Consider the following 13,413-nt stretch of genomic DNA (forward strand, 5'->3'; position numbering starts at 1 on the left):
CCGCGCTGGTCGCAAGCAATGTGCGAGGACGCCAACCGATAGAAGAAAGCCGGCTTTCCAGGCCGGCTTTCTTCATGTTGGGGCTGTGTTGCGTTTCGATAGGGCGGCGATCCTCCGGCGGCCCTCGATCGACCCCTCGTCTTCGCCGTCAATCATTCTGAACCGGAGATGAATCTGCCCCTCAGCCCGTGTTCAGTGCGCCGCCTTCATTCTGCCGCCATTGGGACCGGGAGAAGACCATGGCCATTCTTGCACGCCGCCTGACCATCATCACGCTGATCATGACAGTCTTCGCGCTCGCTTTCGTTGCACTGGTGGAGCAGCCGGGACGGCGGGAGCTGCGGGTGCATCTGGGAACCAATGCGCCCTGCTATCACCCCGCGACGCCGGGTTGCGTCGCGTCACTTTAGCGGGTCCGGCAGGAGATCGGCGCGAAACAGGGGAGCGTCGTTTGATTGTCAGAAAGTTCCCACTATAATAGCGCATGAACACACGAATCTTTTCACTCTCCCCTCTCCCCTTCATCAGCCCCAGCGCCCTGGAACCCCAAGTATTCGACAATCCGGCCGAAGCTGTGGATGCGCTGACCGCGCTTTACGAACGCAACACGCAATTCCTGATCGATGCGTTCGGCAGCCTCGCCAAGGGCGCGGCCGTTACCGGCCGCTACCGCGCATGCTATCCGCAGGTCAGCATCGAAACGACCTCGTTCGGGCATGCCGATTCCCGCCTTTCATACGGGCATGTCGCAGCGCCCGGCATCTACACGACGACGATCACCCGACCGAAACTCTTCCGCCATTATCTGAAGGAACAGCTCGGCCTGCTTATGCGCAACCACAGCGTTCCGGTGACCGTGTCTGAATCTGCGACGCCTATCCCACTGCATTTCGCCTTCGGCGAGGGCGCCCATGTGGAAGCGTCAGCGACAAGCTCGCTTGCGGATCTCTCCCTGCGCGACCTGTTCGACACGCCCGACCTCAACAACACCGACGACCTGATTGCCAACGGGGAATACGAGGCCTTGCCGGGCGAACCCGCCCCGCTTGCACCATTCACGGCACAGCGCATCGACTATTCTCTGGCCCGCCTCAGCCACTATACGGCCACCAATGCAGACCATTTCCAGAATTTCGTGCTCTTCACGAACTATCAGTTCTACATCGACGAATTTGCCGCCTGGGCGCGCGAGCTGATGGCCAAGGGTGGCGAGGGATATACCGCCTTCGTTGAACCGGGCAACATCATCACCCCAGCAGGCAGCGACAAGCCCGACACACCCGGTACGGTCCGCATGCCGCAGATGCCTGCCTATCACCTGAAGAAGAAGGGCCATGCCGGGATTACGCTGGTCAATATCGGCGTCGGCCCCTCGAATGCCAAGACGATCACAGACCATATCGCCGTGCTCCGCCCGCATGCCTGGCTCATGGTCGGCCATTGCGCAGGACTGCGGAACAGCCAACGGCTCGGCGATTACGTGCTTGCCCATGCCTATGTGCGCGAAGACCACGTACTCGACGACGACCTGCCGGTCTGGGTGCCGATCCCGGCGCTTGCCGAGGTGCAGCAGGCGCTGGAAAGCGCGGTCGAGGAAGTTACCGGCTACCAGGGCTTCGAACTGAAACGCATCATGCGTACCGGCACCGTCGCGACGATCGACAACCGGAACTGGGAATTGCGCGACCAGCGCGGACCGGTCAAGCGGCTGTCGCAATCACGCGCGATCGCGCTGGACATGGAATCGGCAACGATCGCTGCAAACGGCTTCCGCTTCCGGGTGCCTTACGGGACGCTGCTCTGCGTTTCCGACCGGCCGCTGCATGGCGAACTGAAGCTGCCGGGAATGGCGACGGCATTCTACCGCACCCAAGTCAGCCAGCATCTGCAGATCGGCATCCGCGCCGTGCAGAAGCTCGCCGCCATGCCGATCGAAACGCTGCACTCACGCAAGCTCCGGAGCTTCTACGAGACCGCGTTCCAGTGATGTTGTGACTGTGGCCCTACTGGTGTATAATTTTCGACGTTCATACACACGAGGCTGCCATGCGCACCAATATCGAACTCGATGACGAACTGATCACGGAAGCAATGGAGCTGACCGGCCTGCCGACAAAAAAGGCGACGGTGGAGCAGGCATTGAGGGATTTGGTCCGCATTCGTAGGCAGATGCGCGCAGTCGACAATCTTGAAGGCATCGGCTGGGATAGCGATCTTGATGAAATGCGAAAAGACTCGAGGAGATTTGCCGATTGGGGCTTGAAAGGCGGCGAATGATTGTCGCTGACAGCTCCGTCTGGATTTCGCTATTTCGGAAAGACGATGCCGAGGTCGCGGAAAGATTGCGCTTTTTCATAGCCCAAGGCGTTGTTCTTGTCGGCGATATCATCATGCTCGAAGTGCTCCAAGGCGCTCGCGATTACCATCAAGCCAGCTGGATCGAACAGAACTTCCGCGACTTTCCCGCCGCACAGATGCTGTCTCCCTCACTCGCAATAAAGGCGGCAGCCAATTACCGTACTCTTCGGAATCGAGGCGTTACGGTTCGGAAGACGATAGACATGATCATCGGCACCTATTGCATCGAACACCGACACAGCCTGTTGCATAAGGACAAGGATTACCTGCCGATGGTCGAATATCTCGGCCTTCGGACCGCCTGATTATTCGGCTTTCGTGGGCCTTGCCACCAGCAATGACAGCGCCGTACCCACCAGCGAGGAAACGATCACCAGCAAATGGGTGTTGATTGCGGCCTGGCCGAGCTCTTTCAAGGGCACCCCGGCCGTGTCCGCGCCGAAGGCGATGGCGCCGGCGGTGATGCCGGCGGGATAAGTACCGACGCCTGCCGGGGCATGCACGGGAAGCACCGAGGAAAGCTCGCCGCCCAGAGCGCCGCCGAAACCGGCCGCGACCGTCAGGCCGCCGAGAAGGCTCAGCACCCAGGCAAGCACGGCAATCTTGGTGAACCAGTTGAGGAGCGTGGCACCCCAGGCGCGGGCAAAGGCGCCGCTATCGGACGGCAGTCCGGCCTCCACCTCGCCCAGCAGGCTCCTTGCCTTGTTCGGCACAACTTTGGCCGTCAGTCGGAAGGCGGCCCTGCGGAGCGCGAAGGCGATTGCCGGCAGGATCAGGAAGGCAAGCCAGAGAGCCCAGGCCCAGACAGCACCAAGCTCCAGTGCGAGCCCGGTACCGGCCGCGGCCAGCAGTGCATGGAGATCAAAAAGCCGCATGACGAGCAAGGCGGACGTGCCCCGCGCCAGGCCCAGGCCGAATTCCCGCTTCATCAACAGCGGAAAGCTCGCCTCACCCGTGCGGAACGGCAGAATGACGTTCAGGAGATTGTGGACCTGCACCAGCCGCAGAAGCGTGCCGAAATGACCGCCGGTTTCTTTGGGAAAGTAATCGTAGATGCGCCAGGTGCGCAGGACATAGGTCCCGAGGAGAGCCGCCAGAGCGACAAGCGCGGTACTCCAGCCGGCGCCGCTCCACAGCGACACGATGCTCTGCCAGCCCCAGACCCACTGGATGAAAGCGGCATAAAGGAGAATGATCGCGATCGTTGCGAGCGTCATGGTGTTACGAATTATCCATGCGCGGCGGCTGGCAACGGAATAATTCTTCATATAGTAGGATGCCCCATGTGACGGTTTCGGGTGAAGTTTCAGGTTAGGGTCGCCATGACGGCGCGCGCTTCCGGCCCGAGGTTTAGGAGAAAGACAAGGTGCGTACAACAGCAGAGTCGGTCACCAGCCGTATCCAGACGGCCGAACCGATCGAACTGTCCCTCGTCGTGCCTCTCTTCAACGAAGAGGAAAGCGTCGGACCGCTGATCGAGCGGATCACGACGGCAATGGCGAACTATCCCGGGACATGGGAACTCATTCTCGTCGACGACGGGAGCACCGATGCCACGATCGCCAATGCCCGAACTGCGCTCAGCCGTCCTGGCCTCGACCTCAAGATCGTGGCTTTGCAACGCAACTTCGGCCAGACGGCAGCCATGCAGGCTGGCATCAACCAGGCCGAAGGCCGGCTGATCGCCACGCTCGACGGCGACCTGCAGAACGACCCGAAGGACATCCCCGCCATGGTGGCGGAGCTGGAGCGGCGCGAACTGGACCTCCTCGTCGGCTGGCGCAAGAACCGTCAGGACGGATTGCTGCTTCGCAAGGTGCCATCCTGGATCGCCAACCGGCTCATCGGCCGCATTACCGGCGTACGCCTGCACGACTACGGCTGTTCGCTCAAGATCTATCGCGGCTCGGTCATCAAGCAGGTGAAGCTGATGGGCGAAATGCACCGCTTCATCCCGGCTTGGGTGGCGGGCGTCGTGCCGAGCTCACGGATCGGCGAAATGCCGGTGACGCATCACGCGCGCCAGCACGGCGTTTCGAAATACGGCATTTCCCGCACTTTCAGGGTGATCCTCGATCTGCTCTCGGTGATGTTCTTCATGCGCTTCAAGGCGCGGCCGGGGCATTTCTTCGGCTCCCTCGGGCTTGGCCTCGGCGCACTGTCGGCGATCATCCTCACCTACCTGTTCATCGACAAGTTCATCATGGGTAACGACATCGGCACCCGGCCGCTCTTCCTGATCGGCGTCATGCTGTTCCTGTCGGCCGTGCAGATGATCACCACCGGCATCATCGCCGAGATGATCGCCCGCACCTATTATCGCGAAGATACGGCGCTCAGCTACATCGTCAGGGAAGTCTATGAGGGCGATCAGGCGCATCAGTGACGCGCTTGCCCGCCGTCCGGAAATCGTTCTTTGGCTGATCGCCGCCTACTACGTGCTGGCGGTCGCCTTGCGGATGCTGCGCTCGGAGGCGCTTAATAGCGATGAGGCCGAACAACTCGTACAGTCGCAGTTCTTCCTGATGGGTTACGGGCGGCAGCCGCCTTTCTACAACTGGCTGCAATACGGCATCATCCAGCTGACCGGTCCGTCGATCTTCGCCCTGTCGCTCGTCAAAAACCTGCTGCTCTTCCTTTGCTGCGCTGTCTATGGGCTGGCGGCGCGGCTTGTGCTCAAGGACAGGCGCCTGGTCGCAGTCGCCATACTTGGCGTGATCGCCATGCCGGCCGTCAGCGTCATGGCGCAACGCGACCTGACGCACGCGATCGCCACGCTGTTTGCCGTCGCATTTTTCCTCTATGCCTTCCTGCAGACGCTGATCCGCCCGAGCCTCGGCTTCTATCTGTTAACCGGCTTCGCTGTCGGCATAGGGCTGATCGCCAAATACAACTTCGTCATCGTGCCGGTGGCGGCGATACTTGCCATCCTGCCGGAGCCGGAGCTTCGCAAGCGTATCTTCGACTGGCGGATCATTCCGGCGCTTGCCGTCACTGCCGCCCTGTGCCTGCCGCACGGGCTCTGGCTGCTCGGCAACCTGACCGAGGCGACGGACGGGACGATCAAGGCGATGCGGGAGGATGCCTCCGGCAATCCCATCCTCGATCGGTTGTCCGGCCTCGGCACGCTGGCTGTGGCGATACTTTCTGGCACGCTGCCGGTCCTTGCCTTCTTCCTGATCGCATTCCGCAGATCCCTCGTCGAGGCACGGACGGCAGCCAGCGAATGGACACGCGTGATCGGACGCATGCTGCTCCTGTGCCTTGTCGCCGTCGGACTGATCGGCCTCGGCTTCGGCGCAACGACCATCAGCGAGAAATGGCTGTCTCCCTTCCTTATCCTGCTGCCGCTCTATCTCTGCCTGAAGCTCGGTTCAGCCGGAGCAGACAGCAGCCGCAGCGTCGCGCGGATGCTTTTTCCCGTTGCTGCGCTCGCCCTCGGCTTCATTGCCTATATGGCGCTCGGCAATGTTATCGGACCACGCCTCGGCCAGTACAACAAGGAGAACCTTCCCTCCGGCCCCTTCCTGCGCGAGGTGCTGGCTGAACGGGCCGATACAAATCCTGCCTATGTCATCGCCGCCGATCCGTTTCTCGGCGGAAGCGCCCGGATCGAATTGCCAAGCGCGCGCATATTGTGGCCTCGCTTCGGCCAGACGCCGCTCCTCGACACGATGGAGAGGGGGCAGGTCGGGCTGATTGTCTGGCGGGAGAACGGCAATGGCATGCCGGATGGTTTGAGCGCCTATTTGCAAGAAAACGGCATAGACGCCGAGCGCCTGGCGACAGCCACCAAGGCCGTACCTTATCTCTTTTCCGGCGGGCGAGACACCGTCACCTTCGGTTTCGCATGGACAGTCGGCGACGCAGGGACGCCCAGAACAGGTAATCGGCCTCGAAGCTGAAAAATTAGGGTTGCAATTCCCCGCTAGGCTGCGGCTCTCGGTCAGCGCCGGAGGGGATATTGCTGCAACAAAATCGATCGGCCGCCTATGGCATCCGGCTTTCGTCCGAACGCCATGTCATCCTGCTCGCAGCAATCGCCATCTATTTCATCACCAATTTCCTGGTGCGAATGGCACTGCCGGTGAACCTGGAACTGGACGAGGCCGAACAGTCCTATTTTTCCCAGTGGCTTATGGCGGGCTATAGCTCGCAGCCGCCGCTCTACAATTGGCTTCAATATGCCACCGTGCAGCTTTTCGGCCTGTCGCTTGCGTCGCTCTCGGCCTTGAAGAACCTCATCCTGTTCAGCGCCTACCTCTTCTACTTTCTGGCTGCTCGGGAAGTGATGCGCGACCGACAGATTGCCGTGGTCGCAGTGCTAGGGCTGCTGACCATTCCGCAAGTGGCCTTCGAAGCCCAACGGGACCTCAGCCACACCGTCGCGACGATCTTTACCGCCTCCCTGTTTCTCTACACCTTCCTGCGCACAGTCCGACGCCCCTCGATTTCGTCTTTCCTGCTGCTCGGGCTGGCGACCGGGCTTGGCGTTATTGCGAAGTATAATTTCGTGCTGCTTCCAGCCGCCGCCTTCCTGGCGATCCTGAGCGACGCCAGATGGCGGCCGCGCCTGTTCGACTGGAGGCTGTTGCTCGCCGGCGCCATCGCGATCGTGATCGTCGCGCCCCACGCGCTTTGGCTCGTCGATCACATCAGTGCCGCCAGCGCCCATACCATGCGCAAGCTCACCGGCTCCGGCGGCGCGCCTGCGCTCACCCTGCTGAACGGCCTTGGGTCGCTCGCGCTCGCCTCGCTCGGCTTCGGCGGTCTGACGCTTGCTGTTTTCTCCCTTGCCTACCGGGAAAGGCTGCCGGCGATCATCCGCGCCCGCAGCGACTGGACGCGCCTTTCCGGGCGGATCCTGATCTTCGCACTCGGCCTGATCGTGTTGATGATCCTGTTCGGCGGGGTCGAAAAGGTTCGCGACCGATGGCTTACGCCGATCCTCATCCTGCTGCCCATCTATTTCGCGCTCAAGATCGACGCCGCGGCCACGAACCTGCATCCGGGGATGAGGAGGATCTGGGGTGTCGCGTTCACGCTGATGGCCCTCATCCCGACCCTGCTTCTCGGCCGGGTCGCCACCGCATCGCTGACGGGGCTCTACCAATACCCGAATTACCCATTCATCTCGATGGCCGAGGAGGTGCGCCCGCAGGTGACGTCGGCGCCGACGCTTGTCATCACCTTGGACACCCATATGGCGGGGAACCTGCGTCTTCATCTGCAGCCGGTTCCCGTCCTCGCGCTTTCGACACCCGCAGGCCTTAAACCTCCGCCGACGCCTGAGCATCAGCGCATTCTCTTCGCCTGGCGAAGCGCCGCCGATGGCACCTCCGCCGGCCTACCGCAAAAGTTCGAACAATACCTGCAGGAGCGCGGAATCACCCCCGATGCATCGCAGATCCGTGCCGTCACGCTTCCCTATACCTACGGAAGGGCTGGTGACCAATACCACTTCGCCTATGCCGTTTTCGACATCGGCCGTTGACAGCTATTCCTTCACCGTGTCCCGCAGGTGGTCGAGAGCCCGGCGCAGCTTGTCGATCACCTCGTCCACCTCGGAGCGGCTGATCGTAAGCGCCGGCGAGGCCAGCATGCGGTCCCCCGTCGCGCGCATGATCAGACCGTTTTCGACGCAGTGATTGCGCACCAGTGTGCCGATGTCGTCAGGCTTGGCATAACGGCGGCGGACGGATTTGTCTGCTGCAAGCTGCAGACCGCCCATCAGCCCGACGCTCTCCGCCTGCCCCACCACCTCGTGATCCTCCAGGCTCTTCCAGGCGGAGGCGAAATAGGGACCGATATCCTCGCGGACGTGTTCGACCAGCCCCTCCTCCTCGATGATCCGGATGTTCTCCAATGCGGCGGCGGCACAGACCGGGTGACCGGAATAGGTAAAGCCGTGGTAGAAATCGCCGAGCTCATCGACCATCACATCGGCCACCCGATCGCTTACCAGCACGCCGCCGATCGGCAGGTAACCGGAGGACAGCCCCTTTGCGATCGGCGCCAGATCCGGCTCGACGCCGTAATACTGATGGCCGAACCACTCTCCCAGCCGGCCGAAACCGCAGATCACCTCGTCAGCGACCAGAAGAATGTTGCGCGCTCTGCAGATGCGGGCGATTTCCGGCCAGTAGGTTTCCGGCGGAATGATCACGCCCCCCGCCCCCTGGATGGGTTCGGCGACGAAAGCGGCGACGCGATCCTCGCCAAGTTCATCGATCTTCGCCTCCAGCTCGCGGGCAAGCTTGAGGCCGAATTCGGCGGGCGAGAGATCGCCACCTTCCGCATACCAATAAGGCTGGCCGATATGGTGGATGCCCTCGATCGGCAGGTTGCCCTGCTCGTGCATCAGCTTCATGCCGCCAAGCGAGGCGCCGGCGACCGTCGAGCCGTGATAACCATTCTTTCGGGCGACTACTTGCGTCTTTTCCAGTTTGCCGAGCGCCTTCCAATAGACGCGCGCCATTCGGAACCAGGTGTCGGTCGCCTCCGAGCCGGAATTGGTGAAGAAGATACGTTTCAGCCTGTCGCCTGTATGCGAGGCGATCTTCTGGGCAAGCAGGGTGGCCGGAGGGGTCGTGGTGCCGAAAAAGCTGTTGTAGTAAGGCAGTTCCTGCATCTGCTTGTAGGCGGCATCGGCGATCGACTTGCGACCGTAACCGACATTGACGCACCAGAGGCCGGCAAAGGCATCGAGATATTTCTTCCCCGTCGAATCGTAGATGTAGACGCCCTCGGCCCGTTCGATGATGCGCGTGCCCTTGGCGTTGAGCTGCTTCATGTCGGAGAACGGATGGAGGTGATGGGCGGCGTCGATCGCGGCGAGATTGGAAAGGGCGCTGATATCGGTCATGGAGTTGGCCTCTGATTGTGCGGCCAATTCTTATCGGCTACGAACTCTCTTCCGCAACACCCTTTCAAAGACCTGCCGATGTCCTTTCAATCCGTCCCGCCTCATATCGAAATCCTGCTCGTCGGCATGAATGGCGACCTGCGCGGCAAGCGCATTCCGCTGGACAAGGAAAACAAGGTCTGGGAGGGCGCAGTGAGGCTGCCGACGTCCACGCAGTCGTTGGACATATGGGGCGACGACAATGACGATATCACCGGACTGTCGCTGACGATTGGAGATCCGGATGGCGTCTGCATTCCTGATCAGCGCAGCCTCGCGCCGATGCCCTGGGCGCCGGAAGGATCCAGGCAGGTGCTTTCCACCATGCATGAGCTCTCCGGGGAACCGAGCTTCATGGACCCTCGCGGCATTCTCGCCGCGCTCTTGAAACGCTTCGAAGAGCGCGGGCTGACACCGGTCGTCGCGACGGAACTCGAATTCTACGTGGTGCAGGACGACTGGCGCGAGACCGGCAGGCCCCGGCCACCGGAAAAGCTGATGTATCGCGGCAAGCCGAACGGTTTTCAGCTCTACGACATGGGCGCCGTCGATGCGCTCGACGATTACCTGCAGACAGTCAGGACCTGGGCGAAGCTCCAGGACCTGCCGGCCGATGCGACGACGGCCGAGTTCGGTCCCGGGCAGTTCGAGATCAACCTGCTTCATCGCGCCGACGCGCTGGCAGCCGCCGACGACTGCATCTATCTGAAGCGCATCGCCGAACAGGCCGCGAGGAGACACGGGCTGAAATCCACCTGTATGGCCAAGCCCTACGCGAACCAGGCGGGCTCCGGCCTGCACGTGCATGCCAGCATCATCGACCGGGACGGAAACAATGTGCTGGACGCCAAGGGCGGCGATCCGGTACGGCTCAAAACCGTCTGCGCGGGAATGCTGAAGACCATGCGCGACGCGCAGCTCGTCTTCGCGCCGTTTGCCAATTCGTATCGCCGGTTCCAGCCCGGATCCTTTGCGCCGGTGGATATCGACTGGGGCTTTGGCCATCGGGGAACGGCGGTGCGTATTCCCGACAAGGACGGCGCGGCCGCCCGGATCGAGCATAGGGTCGCCGGCGCCGACGCCAATCCCTATCTGCTGCTGACGGCTATTCTCGGCGGCATGCTTCTGGGGCTGGACGAGATGCTCGATCCGGGTCCTGCGACCGAACCGGGCAAGGAGCCGCCGGCGGGAGCCAAACGCCTGACGCACGACTTCCTGACGGCGGTCGAGGAATTCTCCGCCTCGCCCTTCATCAAAGACGTGTTCGGCGCGCGCTACCAGAAGCTCTATGGCGATACGAAGCGCAAGGAAGCGATCACCTATCTGCGCACCGTCAGCGATTTCGACTACCAGACCTATCTGCCCCGGGTTTAGAAAAGCCGACGGTCGGGAGGCTATTTGCCGCCAGACTGTGTCGATGGCAAAGACGGTTTCGAGATCCAGGGCGCGTATGGCAGATCGTCGATGTCTAGCAACATCGGCGGCCCCTTCTCATAATCGAAAGCCAGGTTAATCGAGGCGACGAACTTGCCGTATTCCTCCTGGAGCTGCTGGAGCGCTTCGCGATTGCCGGTCTGCGCCGCAACCACCTCCTCCTCCTTCAGAGCCCTGGTCAGGTCGCGATAGGTACTGTTGCCATCCTTATCAGGGATAAGGACCACAACCCCGCCCTTTTCCTTGAACTTGATGCCCACGTAGAGCTCATCGTCGGTGAAGAGATCGCGATTCTTGTTGATCATCTGCGGGAGGGCGAGCGCAAACAGGCTTTCCCGGCTAAGGCCGCCATGCGCTTCGTATTGCTGGTTCACCAGCTGCGCAAACTGCCAGCCTTTCTCGGCAAGCAGCCCTTTCAGCATGTTCTTGGCGATGGGATCGCTTATTTTGAACTGATCGGAATTGATGAAGTCGATAGCATCGGAGACGAGTTGGCTCTTCTCGTCCATTTCGACAAATGCGGCGTTGATCGCGAAAGCGGCTCTTATCGTTTCCTTGGCGGGTTCGCCGGAGATTCCGTTCGCCACCTGGACGAGATCGGTTCTCTTCGCGTCGGTTTCCTTGCTTTCTTCGGCAGGGGCGGCCGAAAGAGCCGACTGCTGGAGGATCAGCAAGGCTGCAGGTTCAAGCCCGGAGATGGAAGTCATGCCGTTCCTCGCGCGTGCCTTTCGCCTGTCATAGGCCGAGGCAACGTCTGCCGGAACCATCATGGCCCGAAACAAGCAATCTGCTCTATCGGAGGTTGAAGTTAGGAGTCAGGGGATAACAAGATATGAACGCCTCATCGCGAGATATTGCCATCACCGCGGCAGCTCCGCGACAAGCAAGAGCCGGCGATTGTTTTGGGCGAATGACGGCGAGGTCGAAGTTGTTCTTCAGCCTATCTTAAATCCCTCGGGTCTAAGGAAGCGGTATATTTAATACAATTGCGGCTCCGTGGATGCGTCTCGTTCTCGCCAAGTCACTGCTGACCGGTCTGTTGTCACTGCTCGCTTCGCTTGCGCTGTCGTTCGCCTTCGTCCCCATGATGGGGGGAGAGGTGGCCGGTGCAGGCCTGGTGATGACGATCGTCTGCCCGCTGGCGATTTCGATTCCCGCCTCGGCTATGATGTTCTGGCAGTCGGAAAGGGTTCGACGGGCCGAAAAAACCGCTTCCGATGCCCTGGAAAAACTTGCCCTTGCCTATGAAGAACTTCGACTGCAATCCCGGCGCGACAGCCTGACCGGACTGCTCAATCGCGGCGCATTCCTGGAAGAGCTCGAGGCGTTCAGCCGCAACGGCATGACCGGTGCTCTGATTTTCCTCGATCTCGACCATTTCAAATCGATCAATGATCGCCATGGCCATGCGGCCGGAGACGAGGTGCTTCGCGGTACAGGCCGGATACTCTCGACCTATCGGGGGCAATTCGACATCGCCGGCCGTCTCGGAGGCGAAGAGTTCGCCCTTTTTCGAGGCGGGATCGCAATAAAGGACATGCCGAGGCGATGCGAGGATGTTCGCGAGGCCGTCGGCGGCCTTGATATCCGCTCCTCCTCCGGGGCGAAGATCGGAGTTTCGACGAGCATCGGAGCCTTGTATTGCGGCGCGGGTTTCGATCCCCATGCCTGCCTCAAGGCAGCGGACGTCAATCTGTACGAGGCAAAGTCCCGCGGCCGGAACCAGGTCGTCTCGTCGGCTTAGCGCGCGGAAGCGCTCAGATTCCGCTGCCGTCCCGCTCGGCCAGTTCGCGAGGTTGCGGCTCGTTGACCAGTACCCTCAGTTCGCCGGCATGGATCTTCAAATGCACATCGCGCTTCATCGGCAGGAGTTCGCCGTCGATGACGCAGCGAATGTCGTGCCGCTCGCGCGGGAAATGCAGTTCGACCTCCGTAGCGGTCATGGCCGTTACCGCCGGGTTCTCTTTCAACCGCCCTCGCAGGATGTCGACGGCGAGTTTCGCGACGCCTGGAGGTGTCAGGGGATCGGCGAAATAAAGGCCCAGATGCCCGCGCGTCAGTCGATCCGCATACATCAAGGGATCGGGACCGAATTCATTGTTGGAGACGGAGATAGCGGAAACCTCACGGGAAACAGTCGTGCCGCCGACATTGAACTCGACCTCGAATTCGGGCGGATTGAACATCACCCCGATCGCGGCGCGGGTGCTGGCCCGGATTTTCCCAAGCCGGGACGCATAGGTCATGGAATTGCGGTAGCGCACCATGCGAGCGTGCAGGCCGGCCGAGAACTGATGGACAAAGCTCTTGCCGTTGGCGCTGGCGATGTCGATGCTCTCCGGAGTGCCTGCAGCCAGCGTGTCCAACACCTGCCATATATCGAGCGGCAGCTTCAGGGAGCGGGCAAAGAGGTTCATGGTGCCGGCCGGGACGACGCCGAGGACGAGGCCGCTCTTCCAGGCAATGCCGGCCGCAGCCGAAATCGTGCCGTCGCCGCCGCCTGCGATGAGGCCCTCGATGCCGGGAGTGGCGGCCGCCCTTTCCATGGTCGCCACCACCTCATTGCCGGAGACCACATGGCATTCGATCTGATGGCCGGCGGATTTGAAAGCCTGAACGGCCTGGGCGCAATAGGCGTCCATGTCGGTGGTTCTGAAGGTACCGCCATCGCGGTTGAAGACGGCAAAAAGGTTCATCGCATCAAAGCTCTGGGCGGG

General features: G+C 61.3%; 13 protein-coding genes. 9 read left to right on the top strand and 4 right to left on the bottom strand.

The genetic code is table 11. From position 1 onward, the window contains the following. Nucleotides 1-239: 239 nt before the first annotated feature. The 4 genes from C5L12_RS28070 (at nt 240) to vapC (ending at nt 2,663) form a co-directional block, all read left to right on the top strand. The gene (locus C5L12_RS28070; RefSeq protein WP_157949005.1) at nt 240-410 is read left to right on the top strand and encodes a hypothetical protein; all 171 of its coding nucleotides are present in this window, start codon (nt 240-242) and stop codon (nt 408-410) included. A 74-nt stretch (nt 411-484) separates the two neighbouring features. Then, the gene (gene amn / locus C5L12_RS08495) at nt 485-1,987 is read left to right on the top strand and encodes an AMP nucleosidase (RefSeq protein ID WP_105371615.1); all 1,503 of its coding nucleotides are present in this window, start codon (nt 485-487) and stop codon (nt 1,985-1,987) included. A gap of 59 nt (nt 1,988-2,046) precedes the next feature. After that, entirely contained in the window at nt 2,047-2,277 is a 231-nt protein-coding gene (locus C5L12_RS08500) for a type II toxin-antitoxin system VapB family antitoxin (RefSeq protein WP_105371616.1), read from the top strand. Next, nucleotides 2,274-2,663 carry a type II toxin-antitoxin system VapC family toxin gene (gene vapC / locus C5L12_RS08505; protein WP_105371617.1) on the top strand — a complete coding sequence of 130 codons (390 nt, stop codon included), beginning with the start codon at nt 2,274-2,276 and terminating at the stop codon, nt 2,661-2,663. Before C5L12_RS08500 ends, vapC begins: the two co-directional genes overlap by 4 nt. On the opposite strand, the gene C5L12_RS08510 is transcribed toward vapC, so the two are convergent. Continuing rightward, nucleotides 2,664-3,626: a lysylphosphatidylglycerol synthase transmembrane domain-containing protein gene (locus C5L12_RS08510; protein ID WP_105371618.1), complete on the bottom strand. Its 963-nt coding sequence runs from the start codon at nt 3,624-3,626 to the stop codon at nt 2,664-2,666. A 98-nt stretch (nt 3,627-3,724) separates the two neighbouring features. Between C5L12_RS08510 and C5L12_RS08515 the strand changes: the two genes are divergently transcribed. From C5L12_RS08515 to C5L12_RS08525, 3 genes are read left to right on the top strand one after another with little or no spacing between them, the layout of a single operon-like run. Further along, the gene (locus tag C5L12_RS08515) at nt 3,725-4,744 is read left to right on the top strand and encodes a glycosyltransferase family 2 protein (RefSeq protein ID WP_105371619.1); all 1,020 of its coding nucleotides are present in this window, start codon (nt 3,725-3,727) and stop codon (nt 4,742-4,744) included. Next, a complete protein-coding gene (locus C5L12_RS08520) occupies nt 4,719-6,263 on the top strand; it encodes an ArnT family glycosyltransferase (RefSeq protein ID WP_105371620.1) in 1,545 nt (514 codons plus the stop codon). The genes C5L12_RS08515 and C5L12_RS08520 overlap by 26 nt, the downstream gene beginning before the upstream one ends. Nucleotides 6,264-6,322: 59 nt before the next feature. After that, a complete protein-coding gene (locus C5L12_RS08525) occupies nt 6,323-7,852 on the top strand; it encodes a glycosyltransferase family 39 protein (protein ID WP_105371621.1) in 1,530 nt (509 codons plus the stop codon). A gap of 3 nt (nt 7,853-7,855) precedes the next feature. Here the strand turns inward: C5L12_RS08525 and C5L12_RS08530 are convergent, their stop codons facing one another. Further along, nucleotides 7,856-9,223: an aspartate aminotransferase family protein gene (locus C5L12_RS08530; RefSeq protein WP_105371622.1), complete on the bottom strand. Its 1,368-nt coding sequence runs from the start codon at nt 9,221-9,223 to the stop codon at nt 7,856-7,858. A gap of 78 nt (nt 9,224-9,301) precedes the next feature. On the opposite strand from C5L12_RS08530, the gene C5L12_RS08535 reads away from it, so the two are divergent. Next, nucleotides 9,302-10,636, top strand: coding sequence for a glutamine synthetase family protein (locus C5L12_RS08535; protein ID WP_105371623.1), 1,335 nt, complete (start codon nt 9,302-9,304; stop codon nt 10,634-10,636). A 20-nt stretch (nt 10,637-10,656) separates the two neighbouring features. Here the strand turns inward: C5L12_RS08535 and C5L12_RS08540 are convergent, their stop codons facing one another. Then, on the bottom strand, nt 10,657-11,403 hold the full coding sequence (locus tag C5L12_RS08540; protein WP_132410713.1) for a hypothetical protein: 747 nt from the start codon (nt 11,401-11,403) through the stop codon (nt 10,657-10,659). A gap of 293 nt (nt 11,404-11,696) precedes the next feature. On the opposite strand from C5L12_RS08540, the gene C5L12_RS08545 reads away from it, so the two are divergent. Further along, complete coding sequence (locus C5L12_RS08545; RefSeq protein ID WP_105371625.1) at nt 11,697-12,440, top strand: GGDEF domain-containing protein; 744 nt, start codon at nt 11,697-11,699, stop codon at nt 12,438-12,440. 13 nt (nt 12,441-12,453) lie between these two features. Here C5L12_RS08545 and C5L12_RS08550 read toward each other — a convergent pair whose 3' ends face one another. Then, complete coding sequence (locus C5L12_RS08550) at nt 12,454-13,392, bottom strand: diacylglycerol/lipid kinase family protein (RefSeq protein ID WP_105371626.1); 939 nt, start codon at nt 13,390-13,392, stop codon at nt 12,454-12,456. Nucleotides 13,393-13,413 lie beyond the last annotated feature (21 nt).

Origin of the sequence: Neorhizobium huautlense (assembly GCF_002968575.1) — a bacterium.
GTDB lineage: Bacteria > Pseudomonadota > Alphaproteobacteria > Rhizobiales > Rhizobiaceae > Neorhizobium > Neorhizobium huautlense.